17 protein-coding genes and 1 other RNA gene are annotated in these 17,032 nt (G+C 65.2%); 10 read left to right on the forward strand and 8 right to left on the reverse strand.

The features are described from left to right. Window positions 1–3 precede the first annotated feature (3 nt). Window positions 4–615: a nucleotide exchange factor GrpE gene (gene grpE, locus ACT7B3_RS16770; RefSeq protein WP_444679007.1), complete on the reverse strand. Its 612-nt coding sequence runs from the start codon at window positions 613–615 to the stop codon at window positions 4–6. Window positions 616–833: 218 nt separating this feature from the next. Between grpE and recN the strand changes: the two genes are divergently transcribed. Continuing rightward, window positions 834–2,510: a DNA repair protein RecN gene (gene recN / locus ACT7B3_RS16775; RefSeq protein WP_445158719.1), complete on the forward strand. Its 1,677-nt coding sequence runs from the start codon at window positions 834–836 to the stop codon at window positions 2,508–2,510. Window positions 2,511–2,671: 161 nt separating this feature from the next. Here the strand turns inward: recN and fur are convergent, their stop codons facing one another. Continuing rightward, a complete protein-coding gene (gene fur, locus ACT7B3_RS16780) occupies window positions 2,672–3,100 on the reverse strand; it encodes a ferric iron uptake transcriptional regulator (protein ID WP_444679006.1) in 429 nt (142 codons plus the stop codon). A gap of 72 nt (window positions 3,101–3,172) precedes the next feature. On the opposite strand from fur, the gene ACT7B3_RS16785 reads away from it, so the two are divergent. Further along, window positions 3,173–3,658, forward strand: a complete 486-nt coding sequence (locus ACT7B3_RS16785) for an outer membrane protein assembly factor BamE (protein ID WP_444679005.1) — start codon at window positions 3,173–3,175, stop codon at window positions 3,656–3,658. 7 nt (window positions 3,659–3,665) lie between these two features. On the opposite strand, the gene ACT7B3_RS16790 is transcribed toward ACT7B3_RS16785, so the two are convergent. Together ACT7B3_RS16790 and ACT7B3_RS16795 are read right to left on the reverse strand one after the other, a co-directional pair. Then, window positions 3,666–3,971, reverse strand: coding sequence for an RnfH family protein (locus ACT7B3_RS16790; protein WP_445158720.1), 306 nt, complete (start codon window positions 3,969–3,971; stop codon window positions 3,666–3,668). Beyond that, a complete protein-coding gene (locus ACT7B3_RS16795; RefSeq protein WP_444679004.1) occupies window positions 3,961–4,395 on the reverse strand; it encodes a type II toxin-antitoxin system RatA family toxin in 435 nt (144 codons plus the stop codon). The genes ACT7B3_RS16790 and ACT7B3_RS16795 overlap by 11 nt, the downstream gene beginning before the upstream one ends. Before the next feature lie 127 nt (window positions 4,396–4,522). On the opposite strand from ACT7B3_RS16795, the gene smpB reads away from it, so the two are divergent. Both smpB and ssrA read left to right on the forward strand, forming a co-directional pair. Then, window positions 4,523–5,014, forward strand: coding sequence for an SsrA-binding protein SmpB (gene smpB / locus ACT7B3_RS16800; RefSeq protein ID WP_444679003.1), 492 nt, complete (start codon window positions 4,523–4,525; stop codon window positions 5,012–5,014). Between the two features lie 123 nt (window positions 5,015–5,137). Next, window positions 5,138–5,517: a transfer-messenger RNA gene (gene ssrA, locus ACT7B3_RS16805) on the forward strand. Between the two features lie 95 nt (window positions 5,518–5,612). Here ssrA and ACT7B3_RS16810 read toward each other — a convergent pair. Then, a complete protein-coding gene (locus tag ACT7B3_RS16810; protein WP_445158721.1) occupies window positions 5,613–6,533 on the reverse strand; it encodes a DUF389 domain-containing protein in 921 nt (306 codons plus the stop codon). A 94-nt stretch (window positions 6,534–6,627) separates the two neighbouring features. Beyond that, window positions 6,628–7,365 (reverse strand): Crp/Fnr family transcriptional regulator, encoded by a 738-nt coding sequence (locus ACT7B3_RS16815; protein WP_445158722.1) that lies wholly within the window; start codon window positions 7,363–7,365, stop codon window positions 6,628–6,630. Window positions 7,366–7,682: 317 nt separating this feature from the next. On the opposite strand from ACT7B3_RS16815, the gene ACT7B3_RS16820 reads away from it, so the two are divergent. From ACT7B3_RS16820 to ACT7B3_RS16830, 3 genes are all read left to right on the forward strand, one after another. Next, window positions 7,683–8,882: a saccharopine dehydrogenase family protein gene (locus ACT7B3_RS16820; protein ID WP_445158723.1), complete on the forward strand. Its 1,200-nt coding sequence runs from the start codon at window positions 7,683–7,685 to the stop codon at window positions 8,880–8,882. A gap of 6 nt (window positions 8,883–8,888) precedes the next feature. Next, a complete protein-coding gene (gene nspC, locus ACT7B3_RS16825; RefSeq protein ID WP_445158724.1) occupies window positions 8,889–10,061 on the forward strand; it encodes a carboxynorspermidine decarboxylase in 1,173 nt (390 codons plus the stop codon). Window positions 10,062–10,201: 140 nt separating this feature from the next. Continuing rightward, window positions 10,202–11,518 (forward strand): aspartate kinase, encoded by a 1,317-nt coding sequence (locus ACT7B3_RS16830; protein ID WP_445158725.1) that lies wholly within the window; start codon window positions 10,202–10,204, stop codon window positions 11,516–11,518. 77 nt (window positions 11,519–11,595) lie between these two features. On the opposite strand, the gene ACT7B3_RS16835 is transcribed toward ACT7B3_RS16830, so the two are convergent. After that, a complete protein-coding gene (locus ACT7B3_RS16835) occupies window positions 11,596–11,841 on the reverse strand; it encodes a YMGG-like glycine zipper-containing protein (RefSeq protein WP_444678997.1) in 246 nt (81 codons plus the stop codon). Between the two features lie 100 nt (window positions 11,842–11,941). After that, window positions 11,942–12,964: a type I glyceraldehyde-3-phosphate dehydrogenase gene (gap, locus tag ACT7B3_RS16840; protein WP_445158726.1), complete on the reverse strand. Its 1,023-nt coding sequence runs from the start codon at window positions 12,962–12,964 to the stop codon at window positions 11,942–11,944. Between the two features lie 344 nt (window positions 12,965–13,308). Here gap and pyk point away from each other — a divergent pair, with 344 nt between their 5' ends. The 3 genes from pyk (at window position 13,309) to pgi (ending at window position 17,023) form a co-directional block, all read left to right on the forward strand. Next, window positions 13,309–14,766 carry a pyruvate kinase gene (pyk, locus tag ACT7B3_RS16845; RefSeq protein WP_445158727.1) on the forward strand — a complete coding sequence of 486 codons (1,458 nt, stop codon included), beginning with the start codon at window positions 13,309–13,311 and terminating at the stop codon, window positions 14,764–14,766. Further along, on the forward strand, window positions 14,763–15,239 hold the full coding sequence (locus ACT7B3_RS16850) for a methylglyoxal synthase (protein WP_445158728.1): 477 nt from the start codon (window positions 14,763–14,765) through the stop codon (window positions 15,237–15,239). The genes pyk and ACT7B3_RS16850 overlap by 4 nt, the downstream gene beginning before the upstream one ends. A gap of 122 nt (window positions 15,240–15,361) precedes the next feature. Beyond that, window positions 15,362–17,023, forward strand: a complete 1,662-nt coding sequence (pgi, locus tag ACT7B3_RS16855; protein WP_445158729.1) for a glucose-6-phosphate isomerase — start codon at window positions 15,362–15,364, stop codon at window positions 17,021–17,023. The last annotated feature ends 9 nt before the right edge of the window (window positions 17,024–17,032 follow it).

Below are 17,032 nucleotides of genomic sequence, written 5' to 3' on the forward strand. Positions count from 1 at the left end.
ACCTCAACCGGCGGCCTGGCTGACCACTACCATGGCCGGGCGTACCAGACGGCCATTGAGCAGATAGCCCTTCTGGATCACGTCCATCACGCTGTTGGGCTCGAGTTCGGGGTTGGGTACCATGGCCATCGCCTCGTGGTACTGCGGATCGAAGGGCTCGCCGGCCGGGTCGACCGTCTCGACGCCGAACTTGCCCAGCACGTCGTGTTGCATCTTCAACGTCATGGCCACCCCTTCGCGGTGGGCGTCGCTGGCGCTCTCGCCCATAGCCTCGAGCGCCTTCTCCAGGCTGTCGACCACCGGCAGTAGCTCCTTGACGAAGCGCTCCAGGGCGAACTTGCGCGCCTTTTCGGCCTCCTGCTCGGCGCGGCGGCGCACGTTCTGCGCCTCGGCGGCGGCGCGCAGCGCCTGGTCCTTGGCCTCGGCCAGGCGCTGCTCGAGCTCCTCGACCTGGGCCGCCAGCATGTCGGCTTCGGGGTTGTCGCTGAACTCGACCGATTCGGTCGAATCGGGCGCCTCGTCAAGCTGGCCTTCCAGGGGTGCCGGCTGCGGCTCGGCTTCCTCTTCGCGTCGTACCAGCTCGTCGTCAAGCGGGGTCTGGGATTCTTTAGCCATGCACATCTCCTGAAGCGTGATCCGGCCGTGCGGGCCGTACGGGTGTCGGTTCGGTAACCCTTGGCAGTCTGCGGCCTATATGGGGGCCATCGGACCAAACTCAAGTGTCTTGCACGCCATCGCCGGGTGCGTTGAGCCCACTCATGGACTACTGTATAAAAGCCCAATTACGTGTATGCCCATCCAGCACTCTGCAGAGCCTCGCACCAGGAGGAGCCATGCTGACTCAGCTTGCCATTCGCGATTACGCCATCGTCGACACGCTCGACCTGGAGCTTGCCGGCGGCATGACCGCCATCACCGGCGAGACCGGGGCCGGCAAATCGATCCTGCTGGGCGCCCTGGGGCTGTGCCTGGGCGAGCGCGCCGATGCCGGCAGCGTGCGCCACGGAGCCGAACGCGCCGACCTTTCGGCGCGCTTCGACATTGCCGCCCTGCCGGCAGCCAGGGCATGGCTGGCGGAGCGCGAGCTGCCCGCCGATGACTGCCTGCTGCGCCGCGTGGTGACCGCAGGCGGGCGCTCCAAGGCGTGGATCAACGGCCAGCCGGCCACCGTAGCCGACCTCAAGATGCTGGGCGAGCGCCTGATCGAGATCCATGGCCAGCATGCGCACCAGGCACTGCTGCAGGAGGAGACCCACCTGCGCCTGCTCGACGACTTTGCCGGTCACCGCAGCGCGGTGGCAGAGCTCACCGACACCTTTCGCCGCTGGCAGGCAACCCGCAAACGGCTCAAGCAGCTGACCGAGAACGGTGACGAAGTCCAGGCACGCCGCCAGCTGCTGCGCTATCAGGTCGAGGAGCTGGACCTCCTTGCCCTGGGCGAGGACGAGCTTGCTACCCTGGAGCACGAGCAGGAGCAGCTCGCCCACGCCGAGGAGACGCTGCGCGAGGCGCAGCATGCGGCGGAATGCTGCGACAGCGATGACGGCGGCGTGCTGGCGCTGCTCAGCCAAGCGCTGCAGCGCCTCGACCCGCTGCCGGGGAGTGATCGCGGTGCGCTGGCCGAGGTGATCGGCATGCTCGGCGAGGCACGCATCCAGGTCGAGGAAGCCGTGCGCGAGCTGCACCGCTTCGCCGACGCTACGGAGCTGGACCCGGAGCGCCTGACCTGGGTCGAGTCGCGCCTGGGCGAGGTGCACCGTATCGCCCGCAAGCACCATGTCATGCCCGACGAGCTGCCCGCACTGCACCGCCGGCTTCATCAGGAGCTAGAAGGGCTGGAAGGCGGCGACCACGATCTCGAGGCGCTGCGCAGCGAGGTCGAGAGCCTGCGCGACCGCTGGCGCGAACAGGCACGCGGCGTGGGCGAGACACGCCGTGAGGCGGCGAGCCGGTTTGGCAAGGCGGTGCAGGAGCAGCTCGCCTTCCTGGCCATGGGCAAGGCACGCTTCGAAGTAGAGGTGGCAACGCGCCAGAGCCCCCAGCCAGAAGGCATGGAGGGGGTACGCTTCTTGATCAGCGCCAACCCCGGCCAGCCGCCGCGGCCGCTGAGCAAAGTGGCTTCGGGGGGCGAGCTGTCGCGCATCAGCCTGGCGATCCAGGTGGTCGCCGCACGCCACTCGACCATCCCCAGCCTGGTGTTCGACGAGGTAGACGTCGGCATTTCCGGCGCCACCGCCGAGATCGTCGGCCAGCTGCTGCGCCGACTGGGCGAGAACGGCCAGGTGATGACGGTGACCCATCTGCCCCAGGTGGCGGCGCAGGCCCACCACCACCTGCATATCGAGAAGCAGGCCAGGCGCGACACCACCCTAACCCGCATGGCGCTGCTCGACGAGGCCGGGCGGGTCAGCGAGCTCGCTCGCATGCTCGGCGGGGTGCATCTCTCCGACCGCACCCTGGCCCATGCACGCGAAATGCTGGACGCCAGCCAGCAGGGCGCGGCTCACTGAGCCCGGTGTCTCGGCAGCGAGCCCGGGCACATCTCTTCCAGGCGATAGCCGCAGGCGACTCACAAGCGATACAGCAAAGACACACAAGCGATACAATGCAAAAAGCCCCGCAAACGGGGCTTTTGTTTAACTTGCATGAGGCGGCCCAGCGGGCCGAGGGCTCAGGGTTTGGTTGTGCTGGAACCGCGCGGGCGCACGTACAGCACCAGCGCATGGTCGACGAGCTCGAAGCCGTGCTCCTCGGCGATCTCCTTCTGGCGACGCTCGATGGTGTCGTCGAAGAACTCGATGATCTCACCGGTATCCAGGCATACCATGTGGTCGTGGTGCTCCTCCTGGGAGATCTCGAAGACCGCGTGGCCGCCATCAAAATTATGGCGAATCACCAGGCCTGCCGATTCGAACTGGGTCAGCACGCGGTAGACGGTTGCCAGTCCCACGTCTTCACCGGCTTCGAGCAGCGTCTTGTAGACGTCTTCCGCGCTCAGGTGGTGCTGTCCCGTGGCATTCTCGAGAATCTGGAGGATTTTCACGCGGGGCAGGGTGACCTTCAGGCCCGCCTTGCGCAGTTCATGGTTCTGGTCCGCCATGTTCGCTCTTCGCAGTATCAGGTAGGGTCGGGTATGATCGACCGAATCCACGATAGTGAAGAACGGACACAAATGCAAAAGCTGATCAAAACCGCCACCCTTTTCCTTGCCTTGGCGCTGGCCAGCGGCTGCGTCTACAAGCGCGACCTGCCGCAGGGCAACTACATCACCGAAGGCATGGTCCAGCAGCTGCAGCCCGGCATGAGCCGTGCCCAGGTGGTCGGCGTCATGGGCCGCCCGCTGCTCGAAGCGCCCTTCGATGCCAACCAGTGGGACTACGTGTTCCGCCTCGACGAGGCCCACGGCGGCGTGCAGCAGCGCCGCGTCACGCTGACCTTCGCCGGCGACCAGCTGGTCGACGTGCAGCGCGACGGCAACTTCGATCGCGATATCGAGCTGCGCGTCCCGGACAGCATCGGCCCCACGGTCGAAGGCGCCACCCCGCTGGGCACCCTGCCTGCCAGCCAGCCGGAAGCGGCACCGCAGTCGGCACCGGATGCCGGCGGCACCCTGCCCCAGGGTGGCGAGCCCGCCACCGGCCAGCCGCTGGAGCTGTGAGCGCCGCCTAGCCCTGCCCGGCACGCCGGGCACGGGCCGCCTTGGGGTCGATTAGCAGCGGCCGATAGACCTCCACGCGATCGCCGTCGCGCAGCCTTTGCCCCTCGGGGTCACGCAGCAGCTTGCCGAACAGGCCGAGATCGGCCGAGGCGAAGGTCTCGGCCGGCAGCTCGGAAAATCGGGTCGGCAGCCCCGCGCGGTCTACGGCCTGGCGTGCCGTGGTACCTACCGGCACCTCAAGCATGACGACCTCCTGCCGATCCGGCAGGGCAAAGGCGACCTCGACGCGTACCCTCCCCTCTTCAGCGGCCATAGAGCTGATCGGCACGCTGGGTGAAGGCATCGACCAGTTGACCGGCCACCTGCTGGAACAACTTGCCGAAGGCCATGCCCAGCAGGCGGTTGGCAAATTCGAACTCCAGTTCCAGGCAGACTTTGCAGGCATTGTCGCCCATTGGCAGGAACAGCCAGCGCCCGCGCAGCCGCTTGAAGGGACCGCTGACCAGTGACATCTCGATGCGCTCGGGCTCGATCAGGTCGTTGCGCGTGGTGAAGCTCTGCTCGATGCCCGCGCGTCCCAGCGTCATTTCACCGATCAAGTGCGACTCATCGCGCTCCAGCAGGCGTGCACGTCGACAGCCGGGCAGGAATTCCGGATAGCGCTCGAAGTCATTGACCAGTTTGAACATCTCCTCGGGGGTGTGCCGCACCAGGGCGGACCGGTTTACCGTTGGCATTGAGCTCTCCGCTGACTTCACAGTGCCCAGGGCGTATCATGAGCGGTTATTTCACGCCTTGAATGGTATCACGCTTCCCCCCACATCGAAGGGAAGGCGCCCTAGGCAGAACATGACACGAGGTTCCATGGCCAACAAGAAAGGCAAGGGCAAGGGTCCCGGCAGCAACGTCATCGCCCAAAACAAGAAGGCTCGCTTCGAATATCACATCGACGAAGTCTTCGAGGCCGGCCTGGTGCTGGCCGGCTGGGAGGTCAAGAGCCTGCGCGCCGGCAAGGCCCAGCTCACCGACACCTACATCCTGATCAAGGACGGCGAGGCATGGCTGCTGGGCAGCCATTTCACGCCGCTCAATACCGCCAGCACCCACGAGATCGCCGACCCCTCTCGCACCCGCAAACTGCTGCTGCACCGCAAGGAGATCGCCAAGATCTTCTCGCGCTCCCAGGAGAAGGGCCACACTTGCGTGCCGCTCAAGCTCTATTGGAAGGGCAACAAGGTGAAGTGCGAGCTGGCCCTGGTGACGGGCAAGAAGCTGCACGACAAGCGCGCCACCGAGAAAGATCGCGACTGGCAGCGCCAGAAGGGCCGGATCATGCGCGAACACACCAAGGCCTGAGCGGTCCCAGCGATAACACTGCAGGCTGGCGGCACTCGAATCGCCACCAACGCGAAATACGGGGAACCCGGGCCAACGGCAGGTGTCATAGTCGTACCCATGCTGGTAAGATGGGTCTGCTACGGGGGCGACATGGCTTCGACGCCGGTGACAACCTCCTAGGTGCATGCCGAGAGCGTGATGTATCTCGTAAATCCAACATCACGACTAAATAGTCGCAAACGACGACAACTACGCTCAGGGCGCGCTGGCAGCTTAAACGCTGTTAGCTTCTAGTCCGGCCCCAAAGCGATGTGCCCATTCATCGCGGAGGGGATATGAGCTAAAGATGATGGGATCGCGGTTGACGACGTCCTCTCGTCAATCGCTAAACCTTCGAGGAATCGCGTAGCTGGATCCTGCCCGTTGGAGCCAGATGCGTTAAACCAAAAAACGGACCTAAGCATGTAGAGCCGAAGAGCGAGTACCGGCGGACGCGGGTTCGATCCCCGCCGCCTCCACCAATCAACTATACGAATCAAGCACCTACGGGTGCTTTTTTCGTTCCTACCCGCATCGTTTTGCCCCTTGAGGACGGCCAAAGCCAGGCACCGGCAGCCTAGCTCAGCGCGTGCAAGCGATGATGCAGAAAGCGCTTCTTCAGCCCGAAGACCGCGGCACTCATGACGGTGACGAGCAGGGCATCCACCAGCCAGCGAATGAAGCCCTGGCCGGCCAGCCCAAGGTCGCCAGTCGCCAGCCCCATGCCCACGATGCCCATGCTGGGGATGAGCGCCAGCGTGATCATGACGCCGACGGTCATGACCGAGCGCTGGGCGCTGACGATGACCGGCCCAGCAATGGCGCCAAACGCCGAGATCAGCACGCCGGCGAAGCTCAGCGACGACCAGTACCCCACCCAGCGCTGCTCGGCGAGGGCCGGCTTGGCACCCGGCTCCCATAGATTCAGCACGGTGGTGGCGAACACGGCCCCGAGGGCGAGGGCAAGATAGCCCGTTGTCATGGACACCAGGCCGCTCGGGATCAGTTCCTTGGCACGCGTGATCAAGCCCAGCGGCAGCCGCAACAGCGGTTCGAAGGCCGGCGCAATGATCATCGAGCCAATGATCAGATGCAGCGTGTCGGACCACAGCCCCGCCGCCGTGATGGCACCCGCCAACGCCATCAGCATGAGATAGTTGAACGACACATTGGTGTCCCTGCGCAGCAGGAAGGCCATGTCGTCCCAGATCGTCTCATTCGACTCCTTGTCGATGAGCTTCTGGTACTCGACCGAAAGCAGGCTGGTCGGCTCGCTCAGGCTGACAGTCCCTTTCCTCGGCACGTCGAGGTCCGTCAGGATGCCAAGCATCGCCCGGGTGGCATCATCGGTGGCATGCACGGTGAGCACGTCGCCCGGCGGCGTCAGCGATGCCCCCTTCTGGCGCGAAAGGCTGACCACACCGCTCACCCCTCCCGCCTGCTCGACAATGCGATCGATGACGTCCGCTGCGGCGCTGATCTCGATGGAACGTGGCATCCTGCCTCCGTCGCTGTGCGTGTCGCTAGAGTATGGCGGCTGAGCGCAGCACCGCCAGGCATGCCGCCTCTTGCTTGCACATGTCGGGTATCGCTTAAAGCTCCAAAAAGGCAGAAGGAGTGACTTCTTCAAGATAGGTGTGATTGAACTCTGCCAGATCGGCCAGGGCCTGGCGATCCGGGAGCCAGACCTGGTGTCGATCACGCAGTACCAGCCCCTCTTCGCGCAGCATGGCGAAGGTGCGGCTCACGTGCACCGCACTCAGCCCCAGCGCATCGCCGAGCTGCTCCTGGGACAGCGGCATGAAGAAGCTGTCGTCCTCCACGCAGCCGATCCGTTCGAGGCGCAGGTAGAGTTCGTAGAGGAAATGCGCCAATCGCTGCTGCGCCGTGTGTCGGCCAAGGTAGACCAGGCGCTCGGTGAGCATGGCCTGCTGGCGCACGGCAATGGTGACGAGACTGGCCGACAGCGCCGCGGAATGGCCGAGCAGCTCGAACAACTGGTGGTGGGAAAAGGGGCAGACGACGCCGTCATTGATCATTGCAACGCCCGCCAGGCGCTTGGAGAAGCCGAAGTCGCGCATGCCGATGATATCGCCAGGCAGGTAGAGCTTGAGGATCTGCATCGAACCATTGCCGAGATGGCGGAATGAATAGGCCCAGCCCTCCCTCAGCACGCCGAACGTGTCGACGTCCGATCGCTCCAGCCAGAGCACTTCGCCAGCCGAGATCTTGCGTGGATGCAGTTCCAGGCCCAGCAACAGGGACTGAGCTTGCTCCGACAAGGCACCGCGCCCGATCAAATCCTTGATCGGTGTACTGTTGAGAAGCATCACCCCGTTACCCCGCCCGATATTTTTAGTCGACCATACTACACCATTGCCTGATATAACTTTTCATAACGCAGGTTATGCTTAGCCTGCTTTATTTTTTATTCACCACTCCCATAACAGTCGCTCAGCGCGGTCGTTTTCCTCATGCTTTGGTAGCATGTCACTCACGAAAATCACTTGATACCGGGGGCTCGGGGCGCCATCATCAGCGCGCAGCGCAAGACCGGGTGCATCGGGCGCGGGCATGACGAGATGGCCGAAAATCCGATAAGCCCCTACCCTTTCATTGACATTCCCGATCTGGATTCGAGAGGCCCATGAGCAAAGTCCTGATTATCGGCGCCGGTGGCGTCGGAGGCGTCGTCACTCACAAGTGTGCCCAGCACCCGGAAGTCTTCAGCGAGATCTGCCTGGCCAGCCGCAATGAAGAAAAATGCAAGGCCATCGCGGCCCAACTAGACCGCCCGATCCAGACGGCCCAGGTCGACGCAGACAGCGTTGAAGCCCTGGTGGCGTTGATCGAGTCGTTCAAGCCGGACGTGCTGATCCACGTGGCGCTACCCTATCAGGACCTGACCATCATGGAGGCGTGCCTGCAGACCGGCGTGCCTTACCTCGACACGGCCAACTACGAACACCCGGACGAGGCCAAGTTCGAGTACAAGGAGCAGTGGGCCTTCCACGACCGCTACGTCAAGGCAGGCAACATGGCCACCCTGGGCTGCGGCTTCGACCCGGGCATGACCAACATCTACTGCGCCTATGCGCAGAAGAACCTGTTCGACGAGATCCACCGCATCGACATCCTCGATGCCAACGGCGGCGACCACGGCTACCCCTTTGCCACCAACTTCAACCCGGAGATCAACATTCGCGAGATTACCGCGAATGGTCGTTACTGGGAGAAGGGCGAGTGGGTCGAAACTCCGCCGCTGGCCGAGAAGCGCAAGTTCGACTTCGACGGCATCGGCGAGAAGGACATCTACCTGCTGTACCACGAGGAGCTCGAGTCGCTCAGCCAGAACATTAAGGGCCTGGAGCGCATTCGCTTCTGGATGACCTTCTCCGAGAAGTACATCACCCACCTTAAGGTGCTCGAGAACGTCGGCATGACCCGCATCGAGCCGATCGAGTTCGAGGGCAAGCAGATCGCTCCACTGCAGTTCCTCAAGGCGGTGCTGCCCGACCCGGCCTCACTGGGGCCGCGCACCAAGGGCAAGACCAACATCGGCATCATTGCCGACGGCATCAAGGACGGCAAGCGGCGCAAGGTGTACATCTACAACATCTGCGATCACGAGGCGTGCTACCGCGAGGTGCAGTCCCAGGCGATCTCCTATACCACCGGCGTGCCGGCGGTCACCGGCGCCATGCTGATGCTGGAAGGCATCTGGAAGGGCGCCGGCGTGTTCAACGTCGAACAGCTCGACCCTGACCCCTTCATGGCGCGGATCGGCGACATGGGCCTGCCGTGGCAGATGGTCGAACTCGACCCCGACCATGACCCGTTGGCCTGAGCCAAGATGACGGCTCACGACATGCAACAAGCGGTCTATCCATTCGATATCCATGCCTGCCCATCGCCGGCCTACGTGGTCGACGACGCCCTGCTGCGCCGTAACCTGGAGCTGCTAAGGCAGGTCCAGGAGCAGAGCGGCGCGCGCATCCTGCTGGCGCTGAAGGGCTTCGCCATGTGGGACAGCTTCCCGCTGGTCAGTCAGTACCTGGTCGGCACCACCGCCAGCGGGCAGGACGAGGCACGCCTCGGCGCCGAGACCTTCGGCGGCGAGGTACACGTCTACTCGCCGGCCTTCACCCCCGAGGAGATGGCGGTGGTGCTGCAGTACGCCGACCACATCAGCTTCAACTCCCCGGGGCAGTGGCGCCGCTTCCGCGACACCGTCGCGGCGGCGCCGCGCCAGGTCTCCTGCGGGCTGCGCGTCAACCCTGAGCACTCCACCGGGGCGGTGCCGCTCTACGACCCCTGTGCGCCGGGCTCGCGGCTCGGCACGCGGGTGTCGGACCTCGCCGAGGGCGACCTGGAAGGACTCGAGGGGCTGCACTTCCACACCCTGTGCGAGCAGAACAGCGACGCCCTGGAGGAGACCCTGGCGGCGTTCGAGACGAAGTTCGGCCAATTCCTCGCCGGGCTGCGCTGGGTCAACTTCGGCGGCGGGCACCACATCACGCGAGCCGACTACGACATCGAGCGGCTGGTACGGGTGATTCGCAGCTTCCGCGAGCGCCACCCGCACCTCACCGTGTACCTGGAGCCGGGCGAGGCGATCGCGCTGAATACCGGCTACCTGGTGTGCTCGGTGCTGGATATCGTCGAGAACGATGGTCTCAATGCGATTCTCGACACCTCGGCCACCGCACACATGCCCGATGTGCTGGAGATGCCCTACCGGCCGCAGATTATTGGCGCCGACGAGCCGGGCGAGAAGGCTCACACCTACCGGCTGGGCGGCACGACGTGCCTGGCCGGCGACGTGATCGGCAGCTACTCGTTCGACGCGCCGCTGGCCATCGGCGACCGGCTGGTGTTCACCGACATGGCCCACTACACCATGGTCAAGACCACCACCTTCAACGGCATTCGCCTGCCGGCGATCTGCCGGGTCGACGAGGCGAGCCGCGAGGTGCGCACGGTGAAGACCTTCGGCTACGAGGCCTACAAGGAGCGCCTCAGCTGAGGCGCTGCCGCACGAGAAGCCCCTGCGGGGGCTTTTTTCGTTTCTGCACCGCAACTTCTCTCGTCACCCGGCCCACACTTTTCCTGCGGACGATTTTGACCCATGGTGAAGGGCACCCAACGTTTGCCAGGGAGCCGAGAATGACGACTGTGTTCAAGTTCGGCGGCGCCTCGATCAAGGACGCCGACGCCATACGCCACCTGACCCCGCTGATCGAGCAGCACGGCGACCGCCCGCTGGTCGTGGTGGTCTCCGCCATGGGCAAGACCACCAACAAGCTGGAAGCGCTGCTGGCCGCCGCCCGCAGTGAGGGTGGAACGCAGGGAGACGAGTACCGCCAGTGCTTCAAGGCCCTGCAAGCCGATCACCACGAGGTGCTCGAGGCGCTGTTGGGTGGTTCGCCGGATGCACCGAGCGAGCGCATCGATGTCCTGTTCGAGGAGCTCGATGCCCAGCATCGCAAGCACCGCGATGGCCCTCATGCCAAGCACTACGACCAGACCGTGTGCTATGGCGAGCTGCTTTCCACCACCATTGTGGCGGCCTGGCTCAACCACCATGGCATCGCCACCGAGTGGCACGACGCTCGCAAGCTGGTGCGCACCGACGCCTGCCACCAGGCCGCCAACCTGGACTGGCCGGCTACCCTCGACAACATCCGCGAACGCCTCTCGCACAGCGATCGCGTGGCGCTCACGCAAGGCTTCATCGGCGGCACCGAGCAGGGCGAGGCCACCACCCTGGGCCGTGAAGGCTCGGACTTCAGCGCGGCGATCTTCGCCCACTGCCTCGAGGCCCGCGAGGTAGTCATCTGGAAGGACGTCACCGGCCTGTTCAACGCCGACCCCCGGCGCTTCGACAATGCCGTACAGCTCGAGCGCATTTCCTATGCCGAAGCCACCGAGCTGGCCTGGCACGGCGCCAAGGTGATCCACCCCAAGACCCTGGGGCCGCTGCAGGAGAAGTCGATTCCGCTGACGGTACGCTCCTTCGAGACGCCTGACGCCGAGCCCACCGTCATCGACGCCGAGCGGCGCTTCGATGCCGAGGTGCCCTCCTGCATTCTGCGCGAGGACCAAGTATGGCTGGAGGTCAGGCCGCGCGACTTCGCTTTTATGGACGAGCCGCGCCAGCACGACATCCTCGGCCGACTGGTGGAGGCCGGCCTGCACGCCAACCTGGTCGACAGCGGCGCCATGCGCTTTGCCCTGTGCCTCGACAACAAGCCCGAACGGCTCGACCCCTTAGTCGAATCGCTGCAGGCCGACTATGAGGTGAGCCGCGAGGACGACCTGACGCTGCTTACCGTGCGCCACCCCCGGCAAGGCATGATGGATACCCTTGGCGAAGGCCGCGAGGCACTGGCCGAACGGCGCAACGCTACCACGTCCCAGCGCCTGTTCCACAGCCGCGATTGCCCCACCACCTGGCGGATTCCGGGCCTGCAAGCCGAGTAGCCGCCGGCCACACAGGCCACAAGAAAGCCGCGCCCGCCTGTCGGCGAGCGCGGCACGTGCACTTGCAGGAAATGCCGTCAGTTGCTGAGGTCGATATCGTCCTCGTCGGTCGCAGCCCCGGTGACCGCACCTGCCCCGGCGCCAATTGCCGCACCGGTGACCGGGCTGCCGCCCGTGGCCGCACCCGCTGCCGCCCCGGTCGCCGCACCTACGCCAGCACCAGAAGCGGCGCGCTCGCCGGTACCGGTACCGCAACCCGCCAAGGCCAGCATCAGCGATGCAGCAAAGGCCATCAGGGCGCTACGCAGTCCATAACGTTTCATGAGATACCTCCCGATCCGTGGATGTACCCCTAACCCTAGTCAAGGAAGGCCGACTAGGGCAACGCCAAGCACCTTTCCGGCGCTGGAACAGTCTTCGCCGTCAGGCCGCCTGGCGCTTGGCATCGCCGGCGGCATGCATGGTCAGCGCCGTATCGAGCATGCGGTTGGAGAAGCCCCACTCGTTGTCGTACCAGGCCATCACCTTGACCAGGCGACCGCTGACACGGGTGTGGTTGGCATCGAAGGTAGAGGAATGGGGGTCGTGGTTGAAGTCGATGGACACTAGCGGCTGGGCATTGACCGCAAGCACCGACGAGGCTTCGGCGGCCTTGGCCACGATAGCGTTGATCTCTTCCCTGGTCGTGTCGCGCCCGGCAGTGAAGACGAGATCCACCAGCGAGACGTTGATCACCGGCACCCGCACCGCCAGGCCGTCGAACTTGCCGGCCAGTTCCGGCAGCACCAGGCCCACCGCGGCGGCAGCACCGGTCTTGGTCGGAATCATCGAGTGAGTGGCGCTACGCGCCCGGTAGGGGTCGCTGTGGTAGACGTCGGAGAGGTTCTGGTCGTTGGTGTAGGCGTGCACCGTGGTCATCAGGCCGTTCTCGATGCCTACCGCATCGTTGAGCACCTTGGCCACCGGCGCCAGGCAGTTGGTGGTGCAGGAAGCGTTCGAGACCACCTTGTGCTCGGGCTTCAGCACGTGCTCGTTGACCCCGAACACGACGGTGGCATCGGCGTCCGGGCTGGGCGCCGAGATGAGCACGCGCCCGGCCCCCGCCTCGAGATGCTTGGCAGCGGCAACGCGCCGGGTGAACAGCCCCGTGCACTCCATCACCAGGTCGACGCCCAGCGTCTTCCACGGCAATGCGGCCGGATCGCGCTGGGAGAAGATGGCGATACGCTCCCCATCGACGCTGAGGCTCGCCTCGTCGTGCTCGACCTGGCAGGGGAAGTGGCCATGCACGGTATCGTGGCGCAGCAGGTGGGCATTCAGCGCCGGATCGCCCAGGTCGTTGATGGCCACCACCTGGACCTGGCGGCGGTAGCCGTTCTCGTACAGGGCCCGCAGCACATTGCGGCCGATACGACCGAAGCCGTTGATGGCGATCTTGAGCGTCATGGTCCTTCCTCCTAGCGGGTGCAAGCGAGTGGGTATGAAGCGAGCCGCTCGGCGGAGATGGCGCGTGCATGCGCTGGGCCAGGGCTCATGGCGATAAACAAAATGTGACGCAGGCCGTCGGTGGACACAAGCATTTTTTAGTAATTTTACAACATAACGCAATGCCTCTCTTATAGGCATCCCTGCTCAACCGCCCTGTTTCCGCACTCAACCAACGCTAATATGACTTTCAGCCTTTGAAATACCCGGCCGCTCCACTCAAGCAGAACCTTTTCTTGCGGCCATAATGTAGTAATATTACCCCAAAATTGCTTCCAAACAGGCCACCCCTTCGGAGGATCGCCATGCCGACCCACAGCCCCATCCGCCGCACCAAGCTCGTCGCCACCCTGGGTCCGGCCAGCGACCGCGAGGGCGTGCTGGAGGCGATGCTTCGCACCGGCGTCGACGTGGTGCGCCTCAACTTCTCCCACGGCTCGGCCGACGACCACCGCCGCCGCCTGAGCGCCGTGCGCGAGATCGCCGAGCGCCTGGGCAAGAGCGTGGCCGCCCTCGGCGACTTGCAGGGGCCCAAGATCCGCATCGCCCGCTTCAAGGACGGCCCTGTGGTGCTCGCCCCGGGCCAGCCCTTCGTGCTCGACATGGCGCTCGACGGCAACGCCGGCGACGCCAGCCGCGTCGGCTGCGACTACAAGCAGCTGATCGACGACGTCGCCCCCGGCGACCGCCTGCTGCTCGACGACGGCCGCCTGGTGCTCGACGTCGAGCGCATCGAGGGGCAGCAGGTGCACACCGTGGTGGTCACCGGCGGCAAGCTCTCCAACAACAAGGGCATCAACAAGCAGGGCGGCGGGCTCTCGGCCCCGGCGCTGACCGACAAGGACAAGGCCGACCTCAAGACCGCCATCGAGATCGGCGTCGACTACCTCGCCGTCTCCTTCCCACGCTCGGCCGAGGACATGCGCGAAGCACGTCGCCTGCTCGGCGAAGCGGGCCAGGAGATCGGCCTGGTCGCCAAGCTCGAGCGCGCCGAGGCGGTGGCCGACGAGGCCACCCTCGACGGCATCATCGAGGCCAGCGAGGCGGTGATGGTGGCCCGCGGCGATCTCGGCGTGGAGATCGGCGACGAAAAGCTGATCGGCATGCAGAAGCGCATCATCAAGCGCGCCCGCACGCTCAACCGCGCGGTGATCACCGCCACCCAGATGATGGAGTCGATGATCACCTCGCCGCTGCCCACCCGCGCCGAGGTGTTCGACGTCGCCAATGCGGTGCTCGACGGCACCGACGCGGTGATGCTCTCGGCCGAGACCGCCGCCGGCGACTACCCGGTGGAGACCCTGGAGGCGATCCGCCGGGTGTGCCTGGGCGCCGAGCGCGAGCGTGTGGCTCAGGCGTCGGGGCACCGCATCCACGAAGGCTTCTCACGCATCGACGAGACCATCGCGCTCTCCGCCATGTACGCCGCCAACCATCTCAGCGGGGTGGCCGCCATCGCCTGCATGACCTCGACCGGCTACACGCCGCTGATCGCCTCGCGCATCCGCTCGGGGCTGCCCATCGTCGGGCTGGCCCACAGCCCGGTGGCCCAGCGGCGCATGGCGCTGTATCGCGGGGTGGTCTCGCTGCCGTTCGACACCAGCGACATGGCGGCCACGGAGCTCAACGACCGGGCGCTGGCGCTGCTGGTGGAGAAGGGGATTGCCGAACCGGGGGATCATGTCATCCTGACCCGGGGCGATCACATGAACGCCCACGGCGGCACCAATACCCTGAAGATCCTCGAGGTAGGTCAACCATGAACGACAGTCGTCCCCGGCGCAGCGTGCGCCGCACCCTGCCGGCACGCAAACGCATCGCCCTGATCGCCCACGACGGCAAGAAGGCAGAGTTGCTCGAATGGGCCACCCAGTGGCGCGACACCCTGGCCGCCCACGAACTGGTGGGTACCGGCACCACCGCCGGCCGCCTTTCGGTCCGCCTGGGGCTCGCGGTCGAAGGCCTGATGAGCGGCCCGCTGGGCGGCGACCAGCAGATCGGCGCACGCATCACCGAGCAGCGCCTGGACCTGCTGATCTTCTTCTGGGACCCGTTCGCCCCCCAGCCCCACGACCCCGACGTCAAGGCGCTGCTGCGCCTGGCGGCACTGTGGAACGTGCCAGTGGCATGTAACGCCGCCAGCGCCGATTTCCTGGTCAGCTCGCCCTGGCTCGGCCAGCCTTACGAGATGGCCATCCCCGATGCCGACGCCTGGGTGGCCTCGCGCAGCGGCTGAGACAGCCTGACCGCCGCTCGGATACTGCCCCACAAGACAAGCCACACAGATAAGCCACACAAGACCAGTAGCACGGACATAACAACACGAAACGGGTAGACCGCCCGCGCGCCGAGGCCACCATGTTCCAGCTCACTCGCAGCGTCACCTGGCAAGCCCTGAAACAGCTTCAGCAAGAAACGGCAAACGACCGCATCAAGGAGTACTTCGCCGCCGACCCGGCGCGCTTCGACGCGATGAGCCTGCGCGTCGGCGGCCTGTTCCTCGACTATTCCAAGCAGCCGGTCTCGCCGACCGTGCTGGCCAAGCTGATCGAGCTGGCCGACCACTCGGCGCTGGTGCAGCGTCGCGCCCAGATGTTCTCCGGCGACATCATCAACGTCACCGAGGACCGCCCGGTGCTGCACACGGCGCTGCGCAACCTGGGCAACAGCCCGGTGATCGTCGACGGCAAGGACGTGATGCCCGAGATCCGCCGCACCCGCGAACAGATCCAGCATTTCTCCGAGGCCGTGCGCAGCGGCGCCTGGAAGGGCTACAGCGGCAAGCGCATCCGCGACGTAGTCAATATCGGCATCGGCGGCTCCGACCTCGGCCCCAACATGGCCTGCCGGGCGCTGCTCAAGTATCGCCACCCTGCGCTCAACTTCCACTTCGTCTCCAACGTCGACGGCAACCACATCCAGAAGGTGCTTACGCGCCTCGACCCGGCCACCACGCTGTTCATCGTCTCGACCAAGACCTTCTCCACCCAGGAGACGCTGCTGAACGCCAAGTCGGCGCGCCGCTGGTTTCTGGAGACTGCCGGAGCGGAGGCCGACGTGGGCGCCCACTTCGTGGCCGCCTCCACCAACAAGAAGGCCGCCATGGCCTTCGGCATCCGCGAGGAGAACGTCTTCGAGTTCTGGGCCTGGGTCGGCGGACGCTACTCGATGTGGTCCTCCATCGGGCTGCCTATCGCCCTCTCCATCGGCTTCGACGGCTTCATGGCCATGCTCGAAGGCGCCTACGAGATGGACCAGCACTTCATCCAGGCCCCTTTCCGCGAGAACATGCCGGTCTTGATGGCGCTGATCGGCATCTGGCATATCAACTTCCAGGGCGCAGAGACCCAGGCCATCGTGCCCTACGACCAGGCGCTGCATCAGCTGCCCGCCTTCCTGCAGCAGCTCGACATGGAATCCAACGGCAAGTCGGTGGACATCTTCGGCCACCCGGTGGACTACAAGACCGGCCCGATCGTCTGGGGCCAGACCGGCTCCAACGGGCAGCACGCCTTCTTCCAGCTGTTGCACCAGGGCACACGCTACGTGCCGATCGACTTCATCGCCTCGCTCAAGCCCGAGCCAGGCTTCGAAGAGCACCACTTCGCCCTGCTCACCAACATGCTGGCCCAGGCCAACGCCTTCATGGAAGGCAGCCTCAAGGGCGACGACGGCAGTCGGCTCGATCCCTACAGCTGCCCCGGCAATCGCCCCTCCAGCGTGCTGCTGCTCGACGAGCTCACGCCGAAGAACCTCGGCGCACTGATTGCGCTCTACGAGCACAAGGTGTTCGTCCAGGGCGTGATCTGGAACATCAACTCGTTCGACCAGTGGGGCGTTCAGCTGGGCAAGCGCATCGCCGGCGAGATCAGCAGCCGGATCGACGAGCACAGCCAGGACTTCGACGCCTCGACGCAAGGGCTGTTGGCACTGGTGCGGGCGCATTTCCCGCGCGCCCCCGGCCCGGCGACAGCGCCAGGCCAGCCGAAGGCGCACCGCCGCGGCAAGAGAGCCGACTAAGCCGGCACA

The sequence above is a fragment of the Halomonas sp. E14 genome (assembly GCF_052568415.1).

Coding starts and splice junctions, on each gene's coding strand:
- fur (WP_444679006.1), bottom strand. CDS start 3,100: ATGGCGGACCAGAACCATGAACTGCGCAAGGCGGGCCTGAAGGTCACC.
- smpB (WP_444679003.1), top strand. CDS start 4,523: ATGGCCAACAAGAAAGGCAAGGGCAAGGGTCCCGGCAGCAACGTCATC.
- ACT7B3_RS16835 (WP_444678997.1), bottom strand. CDS start 11,841: ATGAAACGTTATGGACTGCGTAGCGCCCTGATGGCCTTTGCTGCATCG.
- ACT7B3_RS16810 (WP_445158721.1), bottom strand. CDS start 6,533: ATGCCACGTTCCATCGAGATCAGCGCCGCAGCGGACGTCATCGATCGC.
- nspC (WP_445158724.1), top strand. CDS start 8,889: ATGACGGCTCACGACATGCAACAAGCGGTCTATCCATTCGATATCCAT.
- ACT7B3_RS16785 (WP_444679005.1), top strand. CDS start 3,173: ATGCAAAAGCTGATCAAAACCGCCACCCTTTTCCTTGCCTTGGCGCTG.
- recN (WP_445158719.1), top strand. CDS start 834: ATGCTGACTCAGCTTGCCATTCGCGATTACGCCATCGTCGACACGCTC.
- pyk (WP_445158727.1), top strand. CDS start 13,309: ATGCCGACCCACAGCCCCATCCGCCGCACCAAGCTCGTCGCCACCCTG.
- ACT7B3_RS16830 (WP_445158725.1), top strand. CDS start 10,202: ATGACGACTGTGTTCAAGTTCGGCGGCGCCTCGATCAAGGACGCCGAC.
- ACT7B3_RS16815 (WP_445158722.1), bottom strand. CDS start 7,365: ATGCTTCTCAACAGTACACCGATCAAGGATTTGATCGGGCGCGGTGCC.
- gap (WP_445158726.1), bottom strand. CDS start 12,964: ATGACGCTCAAGATCGCCATCAACGGCTTCGGTCGTATCGGCCGCAAT.
- ACT7B3_RS16820 (WP_445158723.1), top strand. CDS start 7,683: ATGAGCAAAGTCCTGATTATCGGCGCCGGTGGCGTCGGAGGCGTCGTC.
- ACT7B3_RS16790 (WP_445158720.1), bottom strand. CDS start 3,971: ATGGCCGCTGAAGAGGGGAGGGTACGCGTCGAGGTCGCCTTTGCCCTG.
- ACT7B3_RS16850 (WP_445158728.1), top strand. CDS start 14,763: ATGAACGACAGTCGTCCCCGGCGCAGCGTGCGCCGCACCCTGCCGGCA.
- pgi (WP_445158729.1), top strand. CDS start 15,362: ATGTTCCAGCTCACTCGCAGCGTCACCTGGCAAGCCCTGAAACAGCTT.
- grpE (WP_444679007.1), bottom strand. CDS start 615: ATGGCTAAAGAATCCCAGACCCCGCTTGACGACGAGCTGGTACGACGC.
- ACT7B3_RS16795 (WP_444679004.1), bottom strand. CDS start 4,395: ATGCCAACGGTAAACCGGTCCGCCCTGGTGCGGCACACCCCCGAGGAG.